The 25,686-nt window shown below is 67.6% G+C and carries 18 protein-coding genes and 2 pseudogenes; 10 read left to right on the top strand and 10 right to left on the bottom strand.

Annotated elements, in window-relative coordinates; translation table 11 throughout:
* Nucleotides 1–42 precede the first annotated feature (42 nt).
* Nucleotides 43–1,209, top strand: coding sequence for an NAD(P)/FAD-dependent oxidoreductase (locus TX76_RS08230; RefSeq protein ID WP_049901428.1), 1,167 nt, complete (start codon nucleotides 43–45; stop codon nucleotides 1,207–1,209).
* 55 nt (nucleotides 1,210–1,264) lie between these two features.
* Here TX76_RS08230 and TX76_RS08225 read toward each other — a convergent pair whose 3' ends face one another.
* Entirely contained in the window at nucleotides 1,265–2,572 is a 1,308-nt protein-coding gene (locus tag TX76_RS08225; protein ID WP_049901426.1) for a glutamine synthetase family protein, read from the bottom strand.
* A gap of 196 nt (nucleotides 2,573–2,768) precedes the next feature.
* Between TX76_RS08225 and TX76_RS08220 the strand changes: the two genes are divergently transcribed.
* A complete protein-coding gene (locus TX76_RS08220; protein ID WP_049901423.1) occupies nucleotides 2,769–4,148 on the top strand; it encodes an aspartate aminotransferase family protein in 1,380 nt (459 codons plus the stop codon).
* Between the two features lie 88 nt (nucleotides 4,149–4,236).
* Here TX76_RS08220 and TX76_RS08215 read toward each other — a convergent pair whose 3' ends face one another.
* Nucleotides 4,237–6,351: an acetate--CoA ligase family protein gene (locus tag TX76_RS08215; protein ID WP_049901420.1), complete on the bottom strand. Its 2,115-nt coding sequence runs from the start codon at nucleotides 6,349–6,351 to the stop codon at nucleotides 4,237–4,239.
* A 243-nt stretch (nucleotides 6,352–6,594) separates the two neighbouring features.
* Here TX76_RS08215 and TX76_RS08210 point away from each other — a divergent pair, with 243 nt between their 5' ends.
* Together TX76_RS08210 and TX76_RS08205 are read left to right on the top strand one after the other, a co-directional pair.
* Nucleotides 6,595–7,824, top strand: a complete 1,230-nt coding sequence (locus TX76_RS08210; protein ID WP_049901417.1) for an NAD(P)/FAD-dependent oxidoreductase — start codon at nucleotides 6,595–6,597, stop codon at nucleotides 7,822–7,824.
* A 76-nt stretch (nucleotides 7,825–7,900) separates the two neighbouring features.
* On the top strand, nucleotides 7,901–8,698 hold the full coding sequence (locus tag TX76_RS08205) for an enoyl-CoA hydratase/isomerase family protein (RefSeq protein ID WP_049901550.1): 798 nt from the start codon (nucleotides 7,901–7,903) through the stop codon (nucleotides 8,696–8,698).
* Nucleotides 8,699–8,780: 82 nt separating this feature from the next.
* Here the strand turns inward: TX76_RS08205 and TX76_RS08200 are convergent, their stop codons facing one another.
* Complete coding sequence (locus TX76_RS08200; RefSeq protein ID WP_049901414.1) at nucleotides 8,781–10,679, bottom strand: zinc-binding dehydrogenase; 1,899 nt, start codon at nucleotides 10,677–10,679, stop codon at nucleotides 8,781–8,783.
* 77 nt (nucleotides 10,680–10,756) lie between these two features.
* Nucleotides 10,757–11,548, bottom strand: coding sequence for an IclR family transcriptional regulator (locus tag TX76_RS08195; RefSeq protein WP_049901413.1), 792 nt, complete (start codon nucleotides 11,546–11,548; stop codon nucleotides 10,757–10,759).
* A gap of 524 nt (nucleotides 11,549–12,072) precedes the next feature.
* Between TX76_RS08195 and TX76_RS08190 the strand changes: the two genes are divergently transcribed.
* Nucleotides 12,073–14,034 carry an archaea-specific SMC-related protein gene (locus TX76_RS08190; RefSeq protein WP_049901411.1) on the top strand — a complete coding sequence of 654 codons (1,962 nt, stop codon included), beginning with the start codon at nucleotides 12,073–12,075 and terminating at the stop codon, nucleotides 14,032–14,034.
* 533 nt (nucleotides 14,035–14,567) lie between these two features.
* On the opposite strand, the gene TX76_RS08185 is transcribed toward TX76_RS08190, so the two are convergent.
* From TX76_RS08185 to TX76_RS08175, 3 genes are all read right to left on the bottom strand, one after another.
* Nucleotides 14,568–15,872, bottom strand: a complete 1,305-nt coding sequence (locus tag TX76_RS08185; RefSeq protein WP_049901548.1) for an MFS transporter — start codon at nucleotides 15,870–15,872, stop codon at nucleotides 14,568–14,570.
* Between the two features lie 11 nt (nucleotides 15,873–15,883).
* Nucleotides 15,884–18,142 (bottom strand): assimilatory nitrate reductase NasA, encoded by a 2,259-nt coding sequence (nasA, locus tag TX76_RS08180; RefSeq protein WP_195156026.1) that lies wholly within the window; start codon nucleotides 18,140–18,142, stop codon nucleotides 15,884–15,886.
* Between the two features lie 119 nt (nucleotides 18,143–18,261).
* Nucleotides 18,262–20,019, bottom strand: a complete 1,758-nt coding sequence (locus TX76_RS08175; protein ID WP_049901408.1) for a nitrite/sulfite reductase — start codon at nucleotides 20,017–20,019, stop codon at nucleotides 18,262–18,264.
* An 868-nt stretch (nucleotides 20,020–20,887) separates the two neighbouring features.
* On the opposite strand from TX76_RS08175, the gene TX76_RS08170 reads away from it, so the two are divergent.
* From TX76_RS08170 to TX76_RS08165, 3 genes are all read left to right on the top strand, one after another.
* Nucleotides 20,888–21,367: an Lrp/AsnC family transcriptional regulator gene (locus tag TX76_RS08170; protein ID WP_049901407.1), complete on the top strand. Its 480-nt coding sequence runs from the start codon at nucleotides 20,888–20,890 to the stop codon at nucleotides 21,365–21,367.
* A 146-nt stretch (nucleotides 21,368–21,513) separates the two neighbouring features.
* Nucleotides 21,514–21,681, top strand: coding sequence for a hypothetical protein (locus TX76_RS17565; RefSeq protein WP_154019037.1), 168 nt, complete (start codon nucleotides 21,514–21,516; stop codon nucleotides 21,679–21,681).
* Nucleotides 21,678–21,887 carry a penta-EF hand family protein gene (locus TX76_RS08165; protein ID WP_049901405.1) on the top strand — a complete coding sequence of 70 codons (210 nt, stop codon included), beginning with the start codon at nucleotides 21,678–21,680 and terminating at the stop codon, nucleotides 21,885–21,887. Before TX76_RS17565 ends, TX76_RS08165 begins: the two co-directional genes overlap by 4 nt.
* On the opposite strand, the pseudogene TX76_RS17055 reads toward TX76_RS08165, so the two are convergent.
* Nucleotides 21,878–22,075: pseudogene (locus TX76_RS17055) on the bottom strand (IclR family transcriptional regulator domain-containing protein); the annotation flags it as partial. The gene TX76_RS08165 and the pseudogene TX76_RS17055 sit on opposite strands and share 10 nt — an antisense overlap.
* A gap of 543 nt (nucleotides 22,076–22,618) precedes the next feature.
* Here TX76_RS17055 and TX76_RS18640 point away from each other — a divergent pair.
* Nucleotides 22,619–22,822, top strand: a pseudogene (locus TX76_RS18640) (enolase C-terminal domain-like protein); the annotation flags it as partial.
* A gap of 43 nt (nucleotides 22,823–22,865) precedes the next feature.
* Here the strand turns inward: TX76_RS18640 and eno are convergent.
* Both eno and TX76_RS08150 read right to left on the bottom strand, forming a co-directional pair.
* Nucleotides 22,866–24,164 (bottom strand): phosphopyruvate hydratase, encoded by a 1,299-nt coding sequence (eno, locus tag TX76_RS08155; protein WP_049901402.1) that lies wholly within the window; start codon nucleotides 24,162–24,164, stop codon nucleotides 22,866–22,868.
* The gene (locus tag TX76_RS08150; protein ID WP_195156025.1) at nucleotides 24,161–25,255 is read right to left on the bottom strand and encodes an aminoglycoside phosphotransferase family protein; all 1,095 of its coding nucleotides are present in this window, start codon (nucleotides 25,253–25,255) and stop codon (nucleotides 24,161–24,163) included. Before TX76_RS08150 ends, eno begins: the two co-directional genes overlap by 4 nt.
* A 256-nt stretch (nucleotides 25,256–25,511) precedes the next feature.
* Between TX76_RS08150 and TX76_RS18075 the strand changes: the two genes are divergently transcribed.
* Nucleotides 25,512–25,658, top strand: coding sequence for a hypothetical protein (locus TX76_RS18075; protein ID WP_195156024.1), 147 nt, complete (start codon nucleotides 25,512–25,514; stop codon nucleotides 25,656–25,658).
* Nucleotides 25,659–25,686 lie beyond the last annotated feature (28 nt).

Raw genomic sequence — 25,686 nt, 5'->3', positions numbered from 1 at the left:
CGATCCAGTTAAGGCCCCCACCATCGAACGAACGGAACGACCATGTCGGCCGAGCAGACCCAGACAGCGGACGTGATCGTCGTCGGTGGCGGGGTCGCGGGGATCGCGATCGCACGCGATCTCGCCGCCGACCACGACGTCGCCGTGATCGAGAAGGGCCAGGTCGCCGCCGAGGCGTCGGGGCTCGCGGCGGGCCTCATCGGGCTCCGTGCGACCTACCCCGAGGAGCCCGCGATCAGCGACCACGCGGCGGCCTTCTTCGAGTCGTACGACGGGACCGGACAGTTCGCCTACGAGCGCCGGGAGTACGTCCGGCTCGTCCCGTCGGACGCGGCTGTCGAAATCCACCGCGAGGCGAACGCCGCCGGCGACGGTCACGCCGGCACCTTTCGCACGCCGGCGGAGCTCCGCGAGCGATACCGGCGGCTGAACGCGGACGGATTCGCCGGCGGGGTCGAGTACGACGCCGCGCCAGGCCACGGCTGGCTCGACCCGTTCACCTTCGCCGCGACGCTTCAGGACGACGCGGAGGCCCGCGGAGCCACCGTTCACACCGAGACGCCCGTGACCGACCTCCTCGTCGAGGGGGGTGAGGTCGTCGGCGTCGAGACGCCGGACACGACGTTCCGCGCGCCGACGGTGGTCGTCGCGGCGGGCTGGTGGACGCCGCGGCTGCTCGACGGAATCGTCGAACTCCCGATCCGGCCGTACCGCACCCAGTGTCTCGTGCTCGATCCCGGCGAGGACGTCTCGGATCTCCCGATGGGGTCGCTCCCCGAGGAGCACGTCTACTGGCGACCCGAACGGAACGGCGACCTCCTCGTCGGCGGGTGGTCGTTCGCCGTCGAGGAGCCCGCAGCGGCGAGTCGCTCCGAGGACGAGGGGTTCCGCGATCACGTCGCGCGGGTCGTCCCGCGGATCTTCGAGGGGATGGACGGGGCAGGCTTCGTCGACGGCTGGGCGGGCGTCGACGCCGCGACGCCCGACACTATACCTGTGATCGACGCGCCGGCCGACGCTCCCGACGGCCTCGTGGTCGCCACCGGCTTCCACGGCCGCGGGGTGATGACCGCTCCCGTGACCGCGACCGCGGTCCGCTCGCTCGTCACCGACGCCGACGCGCCGTTCCCGCTCGATCCATTCCGGGTGAATCGGTTCGAGTCCCGATCACCCGACTTCGAGTTTCGGAGCATCAGCGCGACGGAGTGAGCAAGGCGATCACGGCAGTCCGAGCACAGCCGGGAGAAACGATACGGCGTCGTGCTCAGAGCGTGGGGACGTACCGCTCGCGCTCCCAGTCGGTCACCGTCTCGTCGAACGCGGCGCGGTCGCGGCGCTTCGACGCGACGTACGCCCGGACGAGCTCCGCCCCGAGTGCGTCGACGAGCTCGTCGTCGGCTTCGAGCGCGGCGAGCGCCTCGCCCTGGGTGCGCGGCAGCCGCGGCCGCCGGCCCGATGGATTGCCCTCGACCGCCTCGCCCGGATCGATTTCGTCGCGAAGCCCGTGGAGCCCCGCCACCAGTGTCGCGGCGATCACGAGGTAGGGGTTGGCGTCCGCGCTCCCGATCCTCGTCTCCACGCGGGGCGTCCCGTTCGGGAGCCGGACGGCGACGCGGCGGTTGTCCCGGCCCCACGAGGCGGTGGTCGGGACGAACCCCTCCGGATCGTAGCGCTTGAACCCGTTCATCGTCGGCGTGCCGATAGCTGTCAGCCCGGCAGCGTGTTCGAGGAGCCCGCCGACGAACTGGCGTCCCCGCTCGGAGAGGCCGCCGTCGCCGTCGGCGAAGACGTTCTCGCCGCCGTCGAACGCGCTCACGTGGAGATGATAGCCGCTGCCGGAGTGGTCGGCGAACGGTTTCGCCATGAACGTGGCGTACCGATCGGCGGCCCGCGCGGTTCGCTCGACGACCCTCTCGAAGTCGAACGTCCGGTCGGCCTGGTCGAGCGGTGCGCCGTGCTCGAAGAGGATCTCGAACTGGCCGGGCCCGTGTTCGTGCTGGAGCGAATCCAATGGGATACCGTACTCGCGCGCCCACGCCGCCAGGCGCTCGTAGAACGGCGTGATTTCCTCGGTCGCCCACGAGACGTACTCGTGGGGGCCATCCGTGACCGGCTCGTAGCCCGCGTCGGTGTCCTCCAGCAGGTAGAACTCGAGCTCGCTGCCGACGCCGAACTCGAACCCGAACTCGTGGTCGTCGAGGACCCGTCGGAGGGCGTCCCGCGGCGCGGCCGCCACGGGCTCGCCGTCGAACGCCAGATCGCAGAGCACGCGGGCGGTGTTCTCGCGCCACGGCAGCACGCGGAACGTCGTCGGGTCCGGTCGGAGCGTGGCGTCGGCGTAGTCGACCGCCGCCGCGAGCCCCGATCCGACGGGCATCTCGTTGCCTGGCGTCTGGCCGAGCACGGCGAGGTTCATGCTCGGGCCCTCACTCCAGGTTTCGAGGAACTGCTCGGCGGCGAACTGTTTCGAGCGCGAGATCCCGTTGAGGTCGGCGAACTCGGTGAGGACGTGCTCGATCCCGGCGGTCTCGATCCGCTCTTCCATCTCGGCGGCGGTCGTGGGTGCTGTCATGGCTGAATCGGCTGTGGTGACATTGCTTCGTCCCGTTCGCTCGCTCTATGACCAGTCGGTACTTGTAACTACCCCTGCCGAGGGGTCGGTACCGATCGACCGAAGCGAATGGTGGCTGTCCCGATCGTCGTGCCGGGATCGTGATGACAGCGAGCGGGTAAATACGCTTATTACCTCCCACCGATTGGGTCCGCTCATGAGTCTGCAAGACTCAGACAGCCACTTCCAGCGGTTGCGCGAGCAGACGCCGGAAAGCGAGTCGTACCACGAGCGCGCCCGCGAGGTGACGCCGCTCGGTGTGGAGTCGAACGTCCGGTCGATGGACCCCTATCCGTTCTACCTCGGCGAGGCCGAGGGGTCGTACGTCACCGACATCGACGGCAACGAGTATCTCGACTTCCTGATGGGGCTGGGGCCCGGAATCCTCGGCCACAACCACCCGGCGGTCGTCGAGCAGGTCAAAGCCCAGGTCGAGAAGTGTGGCGACATCTCCGCGCTGCCCCAGACCGTGGCGATCGACGTGATGGAGCAGATCCGGGACATGACGCCCAGCATCGAGACGGTCCGGCTCGCGAACAGCGGGTCCGAGGCCACGATGCACGCGATCCGGGTCGCGCGCTCCTATACTGGCAAGTCGATGATCGCCAAACCCGAGGGCGGGTACGCGGGCGCGCACGACTACGCGCTCCAGTCGGTTTCCGCCTCCGTCGAGGCACTCGGGCCGGAAGAGCGTCCGAACACCGTGCCCTATGGGACTGGGATCCCCGACGAGGTGGCCGAGACCGTCGTGGCGTTCCCGTTCAACGACCGCGAGGCCACCGAAGAGATCCTTCGCGAGCACGCCGACGACCTCGCCTGCGTCGTCATCGAACCCGTGCTCGCGTCGTGTGGCGTCCTGCCGCCCGCCGACGGCTACCACGAGTTCCTCCGCGAACTCACCGCGGAGCTCGACATCGTGTTGCTCTGGGACGAGGTCATGACGGGGTTCCGGCTCGGGCCGGAGAGCGCCCAGGGCCGGTTCGGCGTCACGCCCGACATGACGACGCTCGCGAAGGTCGCGGGCGGCGGCTACCAGCTCGGCGCGTTCGGCGGCCGCGAGGAGATCATGCGCGAGATCGAGCCCCCGGCGGACGATCCCGAGGCCGCGTGGCGCGAGTCGGCGTTCCACGGCGGGACCTACAACGGCCATCCGGTGTCGTGCGCGGCGGGCCTCGCGACCCTCGAACTGCTCGACGGGGAACCGGTGTACGACCACATCGAGCCGCTCGCCGACCGACTGTTCACCGGGCTCGAAGAGGCCGCCGACGAGGCCGGCGTCGACGCCGCGGTCCAGCACATCGGCTCGATGGGGACGGTGTTCATGATGGACGAGGTCCCCGAGACCCAGCGCGAGACGTGGGAGGCCGACGCCGACCGCTTCGCCGACTGGTGGTTCGAGGCCGCGGCGAACGGCGCACTGTTCGGCAACGACGACCAGTACGAGCGCTTCTTCACCGCCTACTCCAATACGGAAGAACAGATCGACGAGGCGATCGAGATCGCCGAAGACGCGTTCCGGGCCATCGCCGACGAGTGAGCGAGGGTTCGTCACCGAACTGACACGGTCGTCGCGCGTCGACGCCGTTTTCCGTTGCTATTCGCCGCGTGCGTGAGTCGCCACGAACTCAGTCGAGTTCGACTGCTGCATCCAGAATCGAGAGTCCGTCGTCGGTGGCGACGACGGGGTTGAGGTCGAGTTCGTCGATCGCGGGGTTCTCGATCACGAGGTCGGAGACAGTACACAGAAGGTCGGCGAGCGCGTCGCGGTCGACCGCCGGCCGGTCGCGCGGGCCATCGAGGAGGGCTTGGGCCTCGATCTCGTCGATCATCTCTCGGGCGTCGTACGCCGTGAGCGGGAGCGCGCGGAACGCCACGTCGTCGATGGCCTCGACGAGCACGCCGCCGATGCCGCAGGTCACGACCGGGCCGACCTCCGGGTCCTCGACGACGCCGACGATCAGCTCGACGCCGTCGTCGACCATCGGCGAGACCAGGACGCCGTCGATTTCGGCCGACGGGTCGTACGCCGCGACGCTGTCCATGATCGCCTCGAACGCCGCTCGGATCGCGTCCTCGCTGGCGATGTCGAGCTCCACGCCGCCGGCCTCGGTCTTGTGAACGATGTCGGACGAGGCGATCTTCATGGCGACCGGGCCGTCGAACCCCGCGGCGGCGTCGACTGCCTCCTCGGGATTCGCGGCCAGTTCGAACGGCGCGACCGGCGCACCGTACTCCGCGAGAAGGCGTTTCGCGTCGTGTTCGGCGAGCCGCGAGCCGTCGACGATACGGCTCCGGTTCTCGTCGCGCGCGGGGAGAGCGAAGTCGGACTTCTCGTCGGCGTGGCGGCAGTGCCGTCCGTACGCCGCGAGCGCGTCGAGACACGCCGCCGCGTCGGTGACGGCATCGTGGACCGGGACGCCGCCAGCGCGGAGTCGTCGGAACGCTGCCGACCCCAGCTCGGCGAAGAGGCTGTGGATCACGACCGGCTTTCCGGTCTCGTCTCTGGCGTTCACGATGCGATCGGCCGCACGCGGCTCCTCGTCCGGTTCGGCTTCGGTCTCGTGGCCGGTCCAGTGTTCCTCGTAGCCACCGTACGCGCCGGTTATCAACAGCATGTCGACGTTCGGGTCGTCGAGGATGATCTCGGGGGCCGCCGCCCACATGTCGATGTGTGAGGACTGCCCCATCACGTCCACGGGATTGGCGAGGTTCGGTGAGATGGGGAACAGCTCCGCCAGCTCGGCCCGAGTCTCCTTGGTGAGCTCCGGGAGTGTGAGGCCCGCTTCGGTGAGCACGTCCGATGCGACCGTACCGTGACCGCCGCCGTCGGTGAGCACCGCGACGTTCGGGCCGTCGGGGGTCGGCGACTGAGTGAGCGCCGACGCCACGGGGACCACGCGATCGAGGCTCTCGACTCGGGTCACGCCTGCCTGGCGATACGCCGCGTCGACCACGTCGATGTCGCCCGCGAGCGACGCGCTGTGTGACGCCGCGGACTCCTTTCCCGCCGACGTCTGGCCCGCCTTGAACGCGACGATGGGGGTCTCCGACGAGACGCGCTGGGCAGTTTCGAGAAACGATCGGCCGTCCTCCATCCCCTCGGTGTAGATCGTCACGCCGTCGGTGTTCTCGTCGGTCGCGAGGAAGTCGAGGTACTCGCCGAACTGGAGGTCGGTCTCGTTGCCCACACCGATGTTGTAGCTGAAGCCGACGTTGCCGCGGTGCTGGGCGTCGACGGACAGATCGACGCCCATGTTGCCGCTCTGGGTCAGCAGCCCGAGCCCGCCGGGCGTCGTCCGATAGCTCCCGAGGAGGTGGAGCTGCTGGTGGACCGCGTCGATCCCCTGGATGTTCGGGCCCACGATCCGGACGCCCGCTTCCCGCGCCGCCGCCGCGAGATCGGCGGCGAGGTCGTCCTCGCCAACCTCGTCGAACCCGGCGGTGTTGACGACCGCGCCAGCCGCGCCCGCCGCGCCGCTCTCGCGGATGACTTTGGGGACGTACGGGGCGGGGATGGCGACGAACACGAGGTCAACGCCCCCAGGAACGTCGGCGACCGACGCGTAGGTCTCGTGGCCGCGGATCTCGTCGTACCGTGGGTTCACGGGGTAGACCTCGCCATCGTACCCCCACTCGTCGAGGTCCTCGATCGTCCGGTAGCCGCGCTTTTCGGGGTTCGTCGACGCACCGACGACCGCGACGGACTCCGGGTTGAAGAGCCGCTGTAGCTGCTCGGACATCGGTGGAGGTTCGCACACCGCTCGTTAGTAGCTTTCGGTCGTCAGGATCGGCGTGTCAGCGCCTGCGGCCGCAGCGAGTGACGGCGAGCCCGAAACGAGCGGTCGCCACGACGATCCTGCTTACAATCGGCTGTTCCTCGTCGATTCCTTCGGTAGAACTGCGTTTCGCTGGCGAGACCGGCCGTCCTGCCGTTTGCCGTGCCCGATAGCGTTTAGTGAGTGCGGGTGTGCGTACCAACCGCAATGTCCGAGTTCGATGTCGTCATCGTCGGATCCGGTGTCGCGGGTCTGTCTTCCGCGTGGCACTTGGCACCCGATCACGACGTGCTGGTGGTCGACGGCGATCGTATCGGCAACGGGACGTCGAGCCGCGCCTCCGGCGTCATCACGACGCCCGTCGACTACCCCGAGCAGCCGGAGTGGGCCCGTCACGCCGTCGAGTTCTTCGAGGAGATGGACGGAACGGGCGTCTTCGAGTACACGGAGCGCGAGTTCGTCCGGGGCGTCCGCACCGGCGAAATCGAGCGGGCCGAGACGGTCGCCGAGCGGGAGTGGGTCACGCTGCGCGAGCCGGGCGAGTACGATCGGTGGAACGAGACGTTCGACGACGACTCGCCGTACGAGAAGGTGCTCGTCTGGGACGAGTACACCGGCTACTTCGACATCGACGAGTGGCTGTCGACGCTGCAGCGCCTGTGCGTGGAACGTGGCGTCGAGTTTCGGCCGGACACGCTGGTCGAGTCGGTGTGCGTCGAGAACGGAGCCGCAGTGGGCGTCGAGACGGAGTACCAACGGGTCGACGCCGAGTCGGTCGTCGTCGCGGCGGGATCGGGAACGCGACCCCTGCTCGCGGACGTGCTCCCGCTCCCCATCAGGAAGTTCGTCTGGAACGTCGCCTATCTCGACGTCGAACTGCCGGACGAGTACCCAATGGGTGGCGACTGGCAGGAGCAATGCTACTGGCGACCCACGCGGGACGATCACCTGATCGTCGGTATCGAACACTACTACGGCGACGAGGCGCTCGATCGAGGGCCCCACAGCAGCACCCGCAACGGTGCGGAGGGGGCGCAGGAGGCGGAGCCCTCGGGTGTTCGCGGCGAGGATCACGAGCAGATCGGTCCCCGGCTAGAACGGTTGCTGAACGAGGACCTTCCGGAACTGCTCGCGCACGTCGACCCCGCGGACGACGTCGTTCGCTGGGAAGTCTGTCCGATGGCCGACTGCACGACGCCGGACGCCAGGCCGATCGTCGACGCGCCCGACGAGGGGCCCGACGGCCTGGCGGTCGCTGCGGGCTTTCACGGGGCCGGGGTGATGGCGACCAAGAGCATCGGTGCCGCCGTCAGATCGTTCCTCACGGACGAGGCGTGTCCCTTCCCGCGCGACCCCCACCGGCTCGATCGGTTCGACACCCGTGACACCGACTTCGACTTCGCCCCGATGGCGTCGTGGCAGGCGCAGCGGAGCTGACTGGGTGGGAACCACTCCTGGCTGACAGGTACCGACGGGTATAAGCCCGACTGCGAGCGAGACGGAGATGCAACCGATGAGCGACTACGATCACCTCGACGTGCGAACCGAGAACGGCGCGCGTATCGTCACCCTCGACGACCCCGACACGCTCAACGCACTGAGTACGGGGCTCCTCGACGAACTCGAAGCCGCGCTCGCGGCCGCGGAGGACGCGGCCGACGTGCGCGCGGTCGTGCTGACGGGCAACGGCCGCGCGTTCTCGTCGGGCTACGACTTCGGGGCCGACGAGGAGCCGTCGATGGACACGATCATCGAGTCGGAGTACACCCATCTCGACGCGATCTACAATCTATCCATTCCCGTGATCGCCGCCGTCGACGGCTACGCCCTCGCCGGCGGCTGCAACCTCGCGCTGGTCTGTGACCTCACGTTCGCCACCGAGCGCTCGGAGTTCGGCTTCCCCGACATGCGGATGGGCGAGCTCCCGCCGGCGATGGTGCTGCCGTTCGTGACGGGATCGCTGAAACACGCGCGCGAGCTGTTCTACACGGGCAAGCACGTCGACGCCACGGAGGCCGAGCGGATGGGGATCGTCAACCGCGTCGTGTCCGAGGAGGAACTCATGGACACGGTGATGGACGAGGTCGATCACATGAAGCGCGTCCCGAGCGCGATCACGAAGCTGCTGAAGGACACCCTCAACGACGTCCAGGAGACCCAGGGCTACCGGTCGAACTCCGCCGCGAACGTCGCGAAGTACCTCTACGCGGCCTCCGCCGAAACCGAGACCGCCCAGGAGTTCCACGAGATCGCCGACGAGGAGGGCGTCTCGGCCGCCATCGACTGGATGCGAACCGCCGAAAAGAACTGAGCAGCACCGCGACCGTTCGGTGATTCGTCCGGATCGCGAAGCGAGTGGACCGGAGCGAGAAAGCCGAACGAACCGCGCGTTCTCAGACGTCCCAGGCCGCGAAGAGCTCGTCCTTCGATTCGATCCCGTCCTCGGGGAGCGCGTGGTTGATGACGTACGATCCCTCCTCGTGGTTGTTCTCCCACATGTCCTGATGGGCTTCGGGGGCGTCGTCCCAGTCGACGAGATGGGTCCGCGGGACGTCGAAAACCCCGCGCTCGATCTCCTCGTTCATCTTCAGCACCTCGTAGGTGTTCTTCATGTGCGTGCCGAAGATTTCGGTCGTCGGCATGTGGATCCGGCGCTGGCGCATCCAGACCTGGGGCGCGTAAAACGAGTAGCGCCGGTCGGCCATCGCCTCGGCGTACACCACCTCGCCCTCGAACGACGCACAGAGCATCGTCGACGTCCCGAGCGTGTTCTGACCCGCGCGCTCGAAGACGACGTCCGGGTTCCCACGGGGATTGTTCGGCGTGGCGAGGAGCTCGCCCGTGGCGATCCCGACGGGTTTGAACAGCTTGTTCGTGTACTCGCCGACCGTCGCGGCGAGCGCGTCGGGTTCGGATGGTTTCGGAAGCTCGGGCAGCGGCTCGAACGCGACCGCGTCGTTCTCGGCCGCCAGGTGTTCGAGGCTGACCGCACCCTCGACGTCGTGTGCCGACTCGACGGCGTCGGCCTGTTCCTCCGATTCGGTGACGACGGCCACACGTGCGCGCCGATCGAGCGCCGCCTCGATCGCGGCCTCGCCGACCTCGTCGGTGGTCCCCTCGATCCCGTCGGGGGTGCCGTACCAGACGAGCACGCCCCCGCCCGGCCGGAGCGCCGAGCGGTCGTACATCTCGCCCGGCGTCGTCGCACCGCCCTTGCCAACGAACGCCATCTCGTAGCCCGTCGACGCGCCGTAGAACGTGAGCCGGCCGCCCTCGTCGAGGAGTTGGTAGGATCGGGAGAACGCCTCCTGACCGGCGTGGGAGATGGCGTAGTCGGCGAGCTCGCCGTCGTTTTTCGCACGGAACTCCTCCAGCAGCGGCTCGCCGGCGGCCACCCAGTCCTCGACCGCGGCGGGATCGTTCGGCACCATCCGCATGGCTCCGGAGAGTGCGTCCTGCGTGCGGTCGATCGCCGCGTCGGCTCCGACCCCCTTTGCGCGCTCGGCGCGCTCGTCGCTCGAAACGAGCCCCGTGACGTCGAGCCCCCGGCTCACCGCCATCTCGACGGCGTCACGGCCGGTACCGGTCGAGGCCCCCTCGACGAAGAGATCACTCCCCGGCTCCACGTCGAGCGTGTTCGTCAGCGCGCGGTAGATGGTCCCCATCGTGAGGATGTAGCTGCCCGCCTCGGTGAGGTCGAGGGTCGAGGGGGGCTCGAACAGCTGGGTCGCCTGGGCGGTCACGAACTGCTGGTGGGAGCCGTCCGGCGTCTCGTACCCCTGGATCCGGAAGTCGGCGAACATCGGGTCCCGGCCGGCCTTCGGCGAGAGCGCGTCGAACTTCCCCGCGTAGACGTGGACGAGGTCGCCGACCGCGATCCGGCCCTCGTCCGCGACGCCGGCCCCGGTTTCGGCGACCAGCGCGAGCCCGCCCGAACCCGTGACGTGCCAGTCGCGGTCGTGGCCCGCGAACGTCGAGACCGGCACGCCGGTGACCGCCCAGACGTCGTTGTAGTTGACCTCCGAGGTGAGCATGTACAGCAGCGCCTCGTTGGGCCCCGGCTCCTCGACCGGGATCACGAGCTCCCGTTCGGCGTCGTCGGCCGTGGGCTCGCCGTGAATCGGGTCGCCCTCGTCGTCGCTCGTGATCCCCCACGCCAACTGGTAGTCGGGGATCGGCGTTTCGCCCGGGACGAACGCCGAACCGGTCGGAAGGAGATCGTCGGTGTCGACGAGCTCACGCCTGGTTTCGTCGTCGATAGCGCTACCGATGGTGGTGTCGTCGGCTGCCATGGTATCCACGTCGGCCGACGAAACGGCCCGACAAAACACTTTCGTCGCAGCTCCGACATCTCGGAGATAGTTCGTCCTCAGTCCGACGACGTGGCAGCGATCCGCTCTTCGATCGACGCGGCGGTGTCGAGCAGCTGCTCGATGACTTCGGCATCGACGCCGTCGCTGTAGAGGTACGTCGGCCAGCCCACGCTGATCCCACCGAGGACCCGCCCGTCGGGGTACTGGACGGCGGTCCCGGCGTTGGCGAACCCCTCGACGACCTCCTGTTCGGTCTCGGCGTACCCCTGTTCGCGGATCGTCGCGAGCTGGGCGTCGAGCTCGTCGCGGTCGGTGACCGAGTACGGGGTTTCCGCCGGGAGACCCCACTGATCGAGGATCGCCTCGACCCGCTCGTCGGGGAGTTCGGCGAGGATCGCCTTACCCGAGGCCGTGTTGTGGAGGTAGTAGTACTCGCCAACCCGCAGCCACTTGCCGTCCTCCGGCGGCCCGAACCCGCCGGCGTCGCCGATCATGTCCACGATCGAAATGAGCCGGCCGTACTCCTCGACGAGGAACTCGACTTCGAGGTTGGTCCGCTCGGTCAGCTCGTGCATGTGTCGCCTCGCGACGTCGTAGTGGGGCGTTCGACGCCGTGCGTACTCCCCGAAGGAGAGGAACTTCAGGCCGATGTCGTACTCGCCGTCGTGCTTGACGAGCCAGTTGTTCGCACAGAGCGTCGCGAGGTGGTTGTGGGCGGTGCTGTACCCGATGTCGAGTCCGTCGGCGACCTCGGTGAGCGTCGCCCCGTCGCGATCGCGAACGGCCTCGACGATGGCGAGCGACGTCTCCGTCGCGTTCACCAACCGCGGCGTGTTGCTCCCGGACATACCGCGACCCGAACGGCCGCGCGATCAAAAGGATTTCGTCAGGGGAGAAACGACGACGTGGTACGATTCGGGACGTTCCCGTGATATCTGTTCGATAACTGCCGATTGCGACGGTTCTCGGCCGGATCCGATCCTGTAGACGGTAGTTTTTCACTCGGAAGTGACGAACGAAACGACGGGCCCGATCTACCCTGTCGTCTCGGGACGAACGAGACGGTATTTTTCACCAGAGGCGAAGCACCCTCGTCGCCACACCGTTCATACACGGTAAACGATGGGTTCGAACGGGCAGTGTCGTGATACCGAGCCTCACGATGATGCGTGGCTACTCGACGTATCGGTTGTTTTTCACCCGGTGTGAACCAGTCGCGATCGAGTGTTCGTCACTCAACAGATGCGGGGGTGACGTGCGGCTCCGTCGCTATAACAGCCGTAGTATCGTTACAGACCGTGACGCGGGGCGACCGAGTAGTGTCCCGAGCAACAAGAACTTAGTAGCCCCCCCTGTTACGGGAGGACGAACGATGAGTCAATCACGGGCTACCGAAGAACACGCCGAGCTCACCGTCGAGAACGTCGGCGGCATCGACACCACCGAGATCGCGTTTTCGCCCGGCGTCACCTCCCTCACCGGCCGAAACGCTACCAACCGAACGTCGCTCCTCCAGGCGTTGATGGCCACGCTCGGGAGCGATCGCGTCTCGCTCAAGGGGGACGCCGACCACGGCGAGGTCGCGCTCGATCTCGCCGGCGAGACCTACACTCGCACGCTCGAACGCCGGAACGGTACGGTGGTCTTCGACGGCGATCCCTACCTCGAGGACACCGAGGCTGCCGAACTGTTCGCGTTCCTGCTCGAATCCAACGAGGCCCGCCAGGCGGTCGCGCGCGACGACGACCTCCGCGAGGTCATCATGCAGCCCGTGGACACCGCCGCGGTCAACGCCGAGATCGAACAGCTGGAGGCCGAGAAACGCAACCTTGACGACGAGCTCGACAGGCTGAAATCGCTCGACTCGCGACTGCCCGAGCTCGAAACCGAGAAGACACGCCTCGAGGACCGGATCGAGGACAAGCGCGCCGAGCTCGACGAGAAGGAGGCCGAGATCGAGGACGCCGACGAAAGCGTCGACGACACCAGAGAACAGAAAAACGCCTTCGAGGACGCGCTCGACGATCTCCAGGACGTGCGCTCCGATCTGGAGGACGTTCGCTACCGGATCGACACCGAACGCGAGAGCATCGGGGCGCTCGAAGACGAGCGCGACGAGCTCGAAGCGAACATGACCGACCTCCCCGAGACGCCCGCGGGCGATCTCGACGAGATCGAGGCCGAGATCGACCGCCTCCGCGATCACAAGCAATCCCTGGAGTCGACGATCAACCAGCTCCAGCGCATCCTCCAGTTCAACGAGGACCTCCTCGACGGCGACAACCCCGAGCTTCACGCCGCACTTCAGGACCGTGAGAGTACCGGCACGGAGACCGAGGGCGAGGCGCTCACCGACCAGTTGGTGGAGGACACCACGGTGTGCTGGACCTGCGGGAGCGAGGTCGAGCGCGACACGATCGACGACACGCTCGACAGTCTCCGGGAGCTCCGTCGCGACCGGTCGTCGAAACGCAACGAGGTCGACGCCGAACTCGACGAGCTGACCGACCGACGCGACGACCTTCGGGGCGATCGCGACCGACGCGAGCGCGTCGACCGCAAGCTCGACGAGGTCGAGCGCGAGATCACCCAGCGCGAGTCGACCCTCGAAGAGCTCACCGACGAGCGCAGCACTCTGGAGGACGAGATCGACGAGCGCGAGGCCGCCGTCGAGGAGCTGGAGGGGCAAGAACAGAGCGAGCTGCTCGATCGGCACAAGGAGGCAAACCAGCTCGAGTTCGAACTCGGCCGGCTCGAAAGCGATCTCGACGACGTTCGCGAGGAGATCGCGAGCGTGGAGGAGGATCTCGACGAACGCGATCGACTGACCGACCGCCGCGAGGAGCTCCAGGACGAACTCGCCGACCTCCGCACCCGGATCGAACAGTTGGAGGCCGAGGCGGTCGAGGCGTTCAACGACCACATGGAGACCATCCTCGGTGTGCTCGATTACGCGAACATCGAACGGATCTGGATCGAGCGCACCCAGCAGACAGTACGGGAAGGTCGGCGGAAAGTCGAGCGCGGCGTGTTCGACCTCCACGTGATCCGGAGCACCGACGAGGGTGCGACCTACGAGGACTCGATCGCCCACCTCTCGGAGAGCGAACGCGAAGTCACCGGGCTGGTCTTTGCGCTCGCGGGCTACCTCGTCCACGACCTCCACGAGTCGCTGCCGTTCATCGTGATCGACTCGCTGGAGGCGCTCGACTCCGATCGGATCGCGGCGCTGGTCGAGTACTTCGAAGAGTACGCCGAGTACCTGGTGGTGGCCCTCCTCCCCGAGGACGCCGCCGCGCTCAGCGACGAGTACCAGCGTGTGACGAACATCTGAATCGGATCCCGCCGCTTCCGAGAGGCGGTACCGAGTTCACCGAGGAACGTAGACCGTACATAACCAGCTGCACTATCCGATCGCCTGCGAAACAAGTATTACTTGAGGATCGACCGGACCAACCGCAGTAGCGGTTGCTCGCGTCGATAACGAACGAGGAGCGAATCGACCGTGTGGTTTGTCCAACCGATTGTATTTCTCGACCACACTTCCCGAAGCACGCACGATTCGTTCACATCGACGAACGGGATCGCTTCGACCGACTATCGACGATCGACGTGGGAAGGTTTATTGGATGTCGATCTCCGCCACCAACCGGTCACGATGCAGTTCGACTGTCCGAACTGCAGGGAACGGATCGCGCGCGTCGACGGATCGCTACAGTGTGAGAACTGCGGCTACACACCGCGACACGGTGCGGACTAGCACGGAGTCGCCTCCCCGCGTCGTCCCGAGGGGGGTGCTCCGCGCCCATCGAGCGTGCCCCGACACCGCCTCGACCGACCGGCTTCCCGATCGGTTCCCGGTCCGCGTCAGTCGTCGCTACCGGTCGCGTCGACACCGCTCTTTCGAGCGAGGAAGCCGTCGAGATGGGCGCGACGGGCGATCTCGGGGCGGTAGACCCACGCGTTGAGGAGCACGATGGGGATCATCGAGATCCCCACGACGGCGTAGCCGACGTGGAGGGTTCCGAAGAGCGACGAGGAGTACACCAGGGGGTAGACGATGCCGCCGATGGTACCGATCCCGCCGACGACGCCCGCGACGGCCCCCGAACTGTTCGGGAACATCGCCGGCACCTGGGCGAAGATCGCTCCCTCGGCGAACGCACACGCCGTCCCGACGAGGAAGCCGGCCCCGACCGCCACGGTGACCGCACCGGAGAGGCCGGCGAGGGTCATCAACATCATCGTCACGACGACGAAGACGAGCGCGACGAACGTCCACTGCTCGCGGTAGCGACCCCGGAAGAACGGCAGGATGTCCCGCTCACGCCGTGCGAGCACGTCGCTGACGTAGCCACCGATGGGGCGCAACAGGCCGGCCGCGAGCGAGAACGTCGCCGCGAACGTGCTCGCGAGCACGAGATCGTCGGTGGCGAACCCCTCCCGGTAGTAGGTCGCGAGCCACCCGTTCATCGAGAGTTCGAGACCGAAGCTCATCACGTACGCGAGCGCGAGCACGACCGTTCCGTACCGCGTCGCCGTGTGAACCCACTGCTTCAGGGTCGCGCTCTCGGCGGTCGTCTGGCGACGCTGCTCGCTCGATGCGGCCTCACCGATCGCGTAGTAGACGACGGCCATCAGGATCGCGACGACGCCCGTGTAGAAGAAGGCCGCCCGCCAGTTCGTGTCGAACAGCGGCCCGTTCCAGTTCGTGCCGAACACGCGCGGGAGGATCAACGCGCCGCCCGCGGCCCCGGCGTTGCCGATGCCGGCATAGATCCCCTCGGCGGTGCCCAACTGCTCCTCGGGAAACCACTCCGAGACGTGCTGGATGCCGATGACGAACGTGATCCCCGCGGTGGCGACGATCAACCGCTCGACGAAGAAGACCGCGTAGCTCTCCGCGAACGCGCTCGCCATCGAGAACACGCCGACGTACGCGAGCACGATCGCGAACACGGTCGGCGCGCCGTACTTGTCCGAGAGCCACCCCGTCAGGATCCGCCCGAACGGCGCGAGCCAGATCGCCGCGCTCGCGAGGATCCCGATCTCCGCGAGCGAGAGGCCGAACTCCGCGGCCATCGGGCCGGTGAAGGGGGCGAAGGAAAACCAGATCAGAAAGGAGAGGTTGAATCCCGCGGTGGCGAGCACCAGCGTCCGCCACTTCGTCATCCGGACGAGGCTCACTGACGCACCCCCGCGGGATGACCGGCGAGTTCGGAACGTTCACGTTCGGTCGCACTCGCGCCCTCCGAACCGGTCTCCGTCCCGCGCTTCGAGCGCTCGGGGGCGGCGAGGCGCACCGCACACTGCTTGTAGTTCGGTTCGTCCGAGTCGGGGTCGGTCGCCGCGATGGTGAGGTGGTTGGTCATCGGCTGGTGGATCGGCAGCCAGACCATCCCTTCGGGGATGGCGTCGTCCGGTTCGACGCGCGCCGATACCGACGCACGCCGGGATTCGATGGTGGTGATCGGTTTCGACTCGTCGTCCGCGCGAACGCACTCCTCGTGATCGGCGAGCGTCGCCGGATCGACGCGCGCGACGAGGGGATCCGCTTCGTCGATCGAGGGTCGCGTCCGCACGCCCGTGTTGTAGCCGTCGGGATCGCGCGCGGTGGTGAGCGTCAGCGGGTACGCCTCGCTCGGCGGTTCGGGAACGCTCCCGGCGAAGCCGGTCGAGAAACGCGCCCGGCCAGAGGGCGTCGGGAACGTCCACGCCGCCCCGCCGTTAGCGGTCCCGGACTCCTCGTCGGTCGTGGATCGTGAGTCGTCGTCGACCCCGGTCGATGGATCGCCGTCGGTCCCGATCGATCGATCACCGTCGGGGTCGTAGTAGCGATAGCCACCCGCTGTCGCCGCATCGGGTGCGGGCCAGCGGACCGCCACCTCCTGTTCGAGGCGGTCGTAGGTGATCCCCGAGCAGTCGGCGTCGGTCCCCTCGGTCAGCGCGGCGAACTCCGCGAAGATTCCCTCGGGATCGCGAGCGTCGAACAACCCCGGTACGAGTCGGTCCGCGAGCGTCGCGACGATGGCGAGATCGCTTCTGATACCCGAGGGGCTGTCGGTCGCGGGGCGGACCCGCGAGACGGTGCGCTCCATGTTCATCGCCGTCCCGCTCGACTCGCCCCACGTCGCCGCCGGGAGCACGACGTCCGCCAGTTCGACGGTCTCGCTCCGGAACGCGTCCTGGACCACCAGAAACGTCTCGTCGAGGCGCTCGCGGGCCGCCGTCGCGTCGGGCAGCCCCGCGACCGGGTTGGTCGCCACGGTCCAGAGCGCCTCGATCGGGCCGTCGTTGATCGCCTCGACGATGCCGACCGGGCCGGGACCGGTGTCGTCGGGCAGTCGTCCCTCGGGAACCCCCCATGCGTCCGCGACGACGGCCCGTTCGTCGGGATCGCCGAAGTCGCGATGGCCCGGCCAGGTTCCCTTCGAGGAACACACTCGGGTTCCCATCGAGTTCGCCTGACCGGTCAGCGAGAACGGGCCCGAGCCGGGGCCCACGTTCCCGGTCGCGAGACAGCAATCGATCAGCGCGCCCGCCGTCGCCGTTCCCTGCGTGCTCTGATTGACGCCCATTCCCCAGTAGAGCAGCGTCGGATCGGCGAGCGCCTCCACCAAGGCGTCGACCGTTTCGAGGGGAACGCCGGCGGTCGCGGCCGCTGCCGTCGGCGTCGGCAAATCCTTACAGAGGTCGTCGAACCCGGTCGTCGCCCGATCGACGAACTCCCTGTCGACGCGGCCGCGCTCGACGATCCTCGCGAGGACGGCCCGCGCCAGCGCGAGGTCGCCGCCCGGCTCTGGACTGACGTGCGCGTCGGCTGCCTCGGCCGTCGTCGTTGCGACGGGATCGACCACCACGAGCCGACTGTCCGGATCCTGGGCGCTCTCGTGGATCCAGCGAAACATGACTGGATGGGCGACCGCGGGGTTCGCCCCCCAGACGAGATGGGTCCGTGCGTCGGGGATGTCGTCGTAGGTGCAGGGGGGTGCGTCGCTGCCGAAGGCGTCGTAGTAGGCCGCGACCGCGCTCGCCATGCAGAGGGTGGTGTTGGCGTCGTAATGGCGGGTCCCGAAACCGCCGCGGGCGAGCTTGCCGAGCGCGTACGCCGCCTCGTTGGTCTGCTGGCCGCTGCCGAGCACCCCGATCCCGTCGCGATCGCGGTCGAGAATCTCCTCGAACACCCTGACGACGCGACCGAGCGCGACGTCCCACGTCGTGGGGAGCAGTTCACCTCCCTTCCTGACGAGCGGCTGTGTCAGCCACTCGCCGTCCGGATCGCCGCTCTCGCGGATGCCGCGCGGGCACGCGAGGCCCTTGCTGACGGGATGGGAGACGTCGCCCTGCACCGAGGCGATGCCGTAGCCGATGTCGACGCCCTCGTGGACGTGGCCGCAGCCGACCGCACACCGCATACACGTGGTCTGCACCGGCTCACTCATCGGTCGACCTCCCCTCGGCGCGTGGCTCGCGCCTAGTCCGATCGGCCGTCGTCGGGGCGAGCTCCGGCGCGACGTCCATCGGTGCCTGCGGTATCGCGTCGACCGAGGTGGATGGGTCGTCAGTCATCGCTCGGAGTTGGGGTTCCGTCGGCGGCGGTCGGTGCGGGGCTCTCGCCGTCGGCGAAGGGGTACCACGACTGTTTGGCGTCGGTCAGACAGGGGTCGTCGTAGCTCGTCTCCTCGGGCTCGGCGAGTTCGACGATCGTCGCGTGGCCGGTGGCTGCGACCCACTCCCGGAACGTCTGGTCGTCCTCCCGGAGGGCGGCGAACGCTTCGAGGAGGTTTTTCACCATTCCCGGGACCTCGTCGGCGGGCACGCGCTGGCGGACCCACTCGACGAATGTGGGGTTCTGCCCGATACCGCCACCGACGCCGACGTCCATCGCCTCGACCATCTCGCCGTCCTTCCTCGCGCGCATTCCCTGCAGCCCGATGTCGGCGGTCATCGCCTGGCCGCAGTCGGCGGTACAGCCCGAGAAGTGGATCTTGAGCTGGCCGAGGTCGTCGGGGAGTTCGAGGGTGGCCCGGAACCACCGGATCATCGCCGCCATCCGGGCCTTGGTCTCGGTCAGCGCGAGCGAGCAGAACTCGGTGCCCGTACAGGCCATCGCTCCCCGGGTGAAGAGATCCGGCTCGGGTGAATGGACGTCGAGCAACGGTTCCGCGAGCAGCTCCTCTAGCCTGTTCGCCGGAACGTCCATCACGAGCGGGTTCTGTCGGCGGGTGAGCCTGACCTCGCCGCTGCCGTACTCGTCGGCGAGGTCGGCGAGCTCGATCGCCTCTTCGGCGGGGATCCGCCCGACCGGCGTGCTCAGCCCGACGTAGTGTCGGCCGTCGGCCTGGTCGTGAACGCCGACGTGGTCGCCCTCGTCATCGGATCTCCCGGCGTTGTAGGTGTACTCCTCGCGGAGGTCCGTCCCCGCGGATTCGAGCGCGAAGTCGGTCCGCTCGACCAGCGCTTCGCGAACCGCCTCGACACCCCAGTCGTCGACGAAGAAGCGCGCGCGATTCTTGTTGCGGTTCTCGCGATTCCCTTCCTCGTGGTAGAGTTCGACGAACGCGCGCACAACCTCGTACGCCCGGTCCGGTCGCACGAAGACGTCGAGCGAGCGCGCCCGGCGCGTCTCGCGCCCGCCGAGCCCGCCGCCGGCACGGAGGTTGAAACCTCTCATACGCTCGCCGTCGACGAGCTTCCGCGCGGGTTCGAGCGCCACGTCGTTGATCGAGTCCTGGGCACACCCCTCCCGACAGCCCGTCACGGAGATGTTGAACTTCCGGGGCATGTTGCAGAGCGCGTCGTCCCCGCGCAACTCCGTCTGGATGCGGTCCAGCAGCGGTCGCGTCGCGACGTACTCGTCGGCGTCCTTACCGGCGACCGGACAGCCCGAAACGTTGCGCATGGTGTCCCCGCCCGACGATCGCGTGGAGACGCCCACACTCTCCAACTTCTCCCAGATCGCGGGCACGTCCTCCAGTTTGATCCAGTGGAGCTGGATCGACTGACGGGTAGTGAGATCGACCCATCCATCGCCGAACTCCGGGTTGTCGACCGGGCCGGTGGCGTAGTCGCGCGCCACCTCGCCGATCGCCCGCAACTGACCGGGTTCGAGGACGCCGCCACAGTTGGTCAGGCGCAACATGAAGTAGCTCTCCTGGCCGGTGCGCTGGTGGAAGACTCCCCAGAACTTGAACCGGGAGAACCACCGCTCGCGCTCCTCGTCGGGAATCGACTTCCACCCCGATTCGGCGAACTCGACCAGTCTCTCGCGCACGTCGTCGCCGTACAGCCCGTCCTTCCACTCCTCCTTGTCGTTCATCGTCCAACAGTGCTTTTCGTGCCATCGGTCGCTTTTCCACGGTTCTTCCACCCGTATGATTCGTTCGACACGGAGAGGGCTCCACAACGGATGCAGATAAAACTATCCGTTGACATTGTACACTTTTTCGTTTGTGAAAGGAACGTGTGGTCGATGTGGCATGGCCAGCTCAGTATTTAAGGTAATATTAGGCCGGGCCGGCGTGTCGCCACGGAAACGCTGGATCGACTCCCACCGGGAGTGCTCTCCCCGACTCCGAGCGTTCGACCACGTTTCACGTCTCGCAGCAGTGAAACCGACTGAGCGACCGTAGCGGCCGACGAAAGCGCCCGTTCGTGGGCCAGATTCCGTGACCGATTCCTCGGGGAACGACGGATCCACGAGGAGGTTCACCGGGTGTGGTCCGTCCGGTCGTCGGTCCGCGCGCGACGCCTGGCCTCACAGTGCCGCCGGAACACGGTCGACGAACGTGGCGTTTCGACGGTGTGAACGAACCATTTCTGCAGGAATACGTGCTTATAGAGATAATATCCCATTTGAAATGCCACGCTCGTCCACCGATTCGTCAGCAAACCGGCGGTTGAAAACACGTGTCTTTATGTAGCAGCTTCGGGTGAGTGTCTCACGTGATTCGGGTGACGAAGTTGGACGAAAACGGTGGTGATATGGACGAACGGGAAACAAACCGGGAAAACCACACCGAAGTGGGAAAGCGAAGGGGCACGTCCCTTCCCAACCGGGGGCGTGTCCGGAGCGTCGACCAGCGGTGTCGACGACGGTGGGTGCTCTCGGTGACGACCCGGCTCCCCTCCGTGCAGACCGGTTTCGGTGCTTTCGAGGGGATTACGGGCAGGACACGGCCACCCCGATGAGAGACACCGATCGGAGCGACATCGACGTACAGCTGCTGAACGCTCTCTCCCGTGATCGATGGTGTGGGGCGAGTGCGTTCGCGGAACAGCTCGGTGTTCCTGTCTCGACCGTTCGTGAGCGCCTCCGGGACCTCGAAGCGACCGGCGTGATCACGGGATACGTGCCACGGCTGAACTACACGGCGCTCGGGTTCGACGTCACCGCGATCTTCGAACTCGCGGTTGCCGCCGACGCGCTGTGTGACGTCACGTCCGAACTTCGAGACGACCGGCGCACGGTGGCGGTCTATCGGGTCACCGGCGACACCGATCTGATCGCGATCGGAAAGTACGAAACCACCGAAACGATGCACGAACAGCTCCGGACGTTCGTGACCAGCTCCACGATCGAGCACGTCGACGTGAAGGTGGTGTTCGAAGCCGTCTCCGAGTTCGAACCGATACAGCTCGGATCGGGAACCTCGATCCGGAAGTGACGGCGGAACTATCGACGGCTCACGGCACGAGATGGCGGTCCACCGGTGATTTCGATCCGATCCACGGAACGAAACGGCCGCTGGGGTCCCGTCGTGGTCGCGCTGCGGAAGACAGATTCATGTGGCTGCCCGGAGAGTGTTCGGGCATGGACGACGGAATCGACGTCGAGTCCCCCGAGCACGAGACGTGTGCGCTCGGCGACGCCGGCTACGGCGGGTGGGTGACGATCGAACACGAACCGTTCGACCGGGACCCGCTCCCCGAGCCCCGCACGAGCCTCGACCGTCTTCGGGAGTGGCTCGGCGAACCATGAGCCCGGGACCGCTCCGGCGTCTCTGGGGTCTGTTCAGCGCGTCCGCACCCGAAGACGGGGCCGAAGAGGCATACCGGTGCATCCAGTGTGGCGCGGGGTTCGATCGCGAGTACCAGACGTGCCGGGAGTGCGGTGGATCCTTCATCGTGGCGACCGACGCCGAACAGGGCGATGCCGATCTGGAGCGATCCGACCCTCACGAGTAGTCGAGCTGGATTTCGATGACGTTGGCCGTCTGGCGGACGAGCCGCGGGATCTCGGTCTCGAAGCGTTCGCCCTGCATCCGATTGACCGGTGCTGAAACGCTGGTGGCCCCGACCACCCTGTCCGGCTGCGTGACGATCGGACAGCCGACACAGCGCATTCCCTTGACCCGCTCCTCGTCGTCGACCGAGTATCCCGTTCGCGGATCCGATCCAGCTTCCCGAGCAACGCTTCGCGATTCTTCCGCAGACGGGAACGATCAGCCCCCGACACCGTGTTCGGTGTCGTCGGACGAACCGATCCCGACCGCTGCTCGACAACAGTATCGGACGCAACGCCGACCGAATCCGGGAACAGCAACGGATTCACGACGTTCTGTGAGAACCACCACTGTCCGTCGAACTGGAACGCCGCTATCGATCCGTCGTCGCTCCGTAGGTACGTCTCGGCACCCCGTTCCCGTAACGCCAGTATCCCTGTTACTGACGCTCTCTCCGGCTCGAAGACCGATCGTGGTCCGGATCCGTTCGTCCGCTAACGGCGAACACGCTCGGGGTTCGCCGACGGACCGCTTCGGCTGTGGTGGTCGTGATGCTCCCGTGCTTTTCGATCGATCGCATACAGCGGGCGTGCTTTCGCTGTTCGTGGGTTTCACGCGCTCTCGCTGTCGAGAAGCACCGCGACGATGTACAGCATTCGTGTCCGATCCCTGCCATTCGTGGAGAGATACACCTACATGGGGTGCTCGGTGCGCTACGCGAAGAAGATGTGCAGCCGGCTGGAGAAGTACGACCTCGAGTGAATCGAGGAGCCGGTGATCCCCGACGACATCGACGGCTATGCCGAGATCAACGCCGCGACCGCCATCCCGGCCTCGGGTGGCGAACACGCGTTCACCAGATGGGGTCACGAGGAACTCCTGGAACGCGACGCCGTCCGGCCTCGGGCTCGACCGTGCGGGGATCACCGTCGATCCGCGATCAGCGCCCGCCGCCGAACGTCGGCCGTGCGTAGCGCCCGATCCCGCGCTCGATCGCCAGCAGGCGGTTGTACTTCGCGAGGCGTTCCGAACGGGCGAGCGACCCGATCTTGATCTGTCCGGCGTCGAGCCCCACCGCGAGGTCGGCGATCGTGGCGTCGCAGGTCTCGCCCGAGCGTGCGGAGACGATCGGCGCGACCCCGTTTCGCTGGGCGGCGCGGACGACGTCGATCGCGCGGGTCAGCGTGCCCGCCTGGTTCGGCTTGACGAGCACCGCGTTCGCCGCCCCGCGCTCGATCGCGCGGTCGAGTCGATCCGCGTCGGTGACGATGAGATCGTCGCCGAGCAGCTGGACGTCGTCGCCGATCCGGTCGTGGAGCGTCGTCCACGCGTCCCAGTCGTCCTCTGCCAGCGGGTCCTCGACCGATACCAGCGGGCGTTCGTCGGTCCACCGGGCGACGAGGTCGGCCATGCCCTCGGCGTCGAGCCGGTGATCCACGCTGTCGAGCGCGTAGGTTCCCGACGCCTCGTCGTAAAAGTGCGTCGCGGCGACGTCGACGGCGAAGGCCACGTCCTCGCGCGAAGGCTCGTGACCGGCGTCGCGAACGCCCGCCGCGAGCAGGTCGAACGCGTCGTCGATCCCCGCGAGCGGCGGCGCGAACCCGCCCTCGTCGGCGACCAGTGGTCGATGGCCGGCGTCGACGATCCGCCGCCGGACGGCCTCGCGCACGCCCCGGACGGTTTCGAGCGCCTCGCTGTAGGAGCCGGCTCCCGCCGGAATCACGAGGAAGTCCTGGATCTCGATCCCTCCCTCGGCGTGGAGCCCGCCGCTGAGGACGTTGACCATCGGCAGCGGGAGCGCGCCCGGGTCGGCGCTCCGCGTGTCGTCTGCCGCGAGCCCGGCGACGTGCTCGTAGATCGATACGTCGCGCGCGGCGCTCGCCGCGTGCGCGACCGCACCCGAGACGCCGAGTACGGCGTTCGCACCACACCGCGAGAGATCCGCGGTTCCATCCGACTCGACCAACGCGGCGTCGATCGCGCGCTGATCGGTTGCGTCGCGGTCACACACCACGGGCGCGAGCTCCTCACGAACCGCTGCGACCGCGTCGCGAACGCCCTGCCCGCCGTAGCGGTCGCCGCCGTCTCGGCGTTCGACCGCCTCGTGCGCACCGGTGCTCGCCCCCGATGGGACCGTGAACGTGCCGCTGCCGTCGGGGGTTTCGACGCGGACGCGCACTGTCGGCGATCCGCGCGAGTCGAGCACCTCCCACGCGTCGACCGACGCGATTCGACTCACAGCGACTCACGCTCCTCGGCGACGAGTGCCGCGAAATCCGCCACCGTTTCCGGCGTCGACCGGAGCGCACGCTTCGCGACTCCCCGCAGCGCCTCGGCAACGGGTCCGTCCGCGACGTACTCCACGGGCGACTTCCCGTCGACGCGAGCGAGCATGAGAACCGCGAGCTCCGCCACCGTCTCGCGCTCGATCTCCCACTCCACGGCGTCACGATACGCCGCCCGGAACGCCATCGCGGCCTCCGCGTACGCCTCGCCGTGCTCGTGATTGTAGAGCGATTTGATGAAGAGGTGGTTCAGCATGAACGCGACGTCGAACGCCGGATCGCCCCAGTGAGCCACCTCGAAGTCGAGGATCCACGCCTCGAACTCGCCGTCGGCGTCGGTGTTCCCCGTATCCGGATCGTCGCCGACCGTCCCGGGGCGATCGACGAGCACGTTCTTCGGGCTGTAGTCGCCGTGGACCAGGGTCCGCTCGACGCCGGTCACGCGATCGATCTCGGTCTCGATCGCCCCGGCGACGTCCGGGTGACGCCGCGCGACCGCTCGGTGATAGGGGTCGATCCGGAGCTGCTCGAACGGTCGTCCGCTCGCGAACGCCTCGCGGAGGCCGACGTCACCGGTCGCCGTCGTGTGGACCGCACCGAGAACGCGACCGACGAGCGTCGCGACGCGCACGTCGACGTGGCCATCGAGGAGTTCGTGCTTCCACGTCGTCGCCGTCTCGGGCGCACACCCGATCCCGATGGTGTGAGAGCCGTGATCCTCGAACACCACGCGGGGAACCCGTGCGCGTTCGATCCCCCTGCCGGATCGATCGCGCTCGGCCGGCCGATCGAGGGCGTCGGCGTACGCGCGCGCCGCCGCGGCCTCGTTGTGGACGCGGTCGACGTCGGCGGGCCACTCGCGCTCGACCGCGAGGTCGGGGTACGGCCGTTTGACCACGACGCAGCCGGGATCGGTCCGCACACGCAGTACGCTGTTCGAAACCCCGCCGCCGAGTCGCTCGGCGGTCGCCTCGCTCCCGAGATCCATCTCGTCCCGCCCGCGAAGGTATTCGACGACCGTGCCGGGCCCCAGTTCGGTGCTCATGCGAGGAGGGGCGTCGTGACGGATGTTATACGTTGTGGAACGTGCCACGGTGTGTCGGATCGTTCGTGAGGGTCGAACGGCAGTTCGACACTCGACCCCCGACTCGTCGAGTTCGTCCCCGAGATCGGCGAGCGCGGCGCGATCGTCGCGTTCCCGGCTGCCGGCTCGGAGAACGAGCTCGCTTCCGTCCACGAGGTGTGTTTCGGCCACGTGGATATGCGTCGTCGAGAGCTCCATCACTCGTGACGCCTCGGTGATGGATTCCTCGCGGACCGTGATGCTGCTGCTCGCTGCGACCGCGCTCGACGGCAGCGCCGTGGGGCTGCTCGGCATCGTGGGCGTGAGCACGCTGGTGTACGCCGCTCTTGTGTATATCGCGCTGTGCCTCGTCGGCTACAGCTGATCGGCAGCTCCGATCACGGCAGCGATCG

It is taken from the genome of Halococcus agarilyticus (assembly GCF_000334895.1).
GTDB classification, from domain to species: Archaea; Halobacteriota; Halobacteria; order Halobacteriales; family Halococcaceae; genus Halococcus; species Halococcus agarilyticus.
Note: the sequence above shows the minus strand (reverse complement) of the source record. Positions and strands in the feature narration are given on the sequence as shown.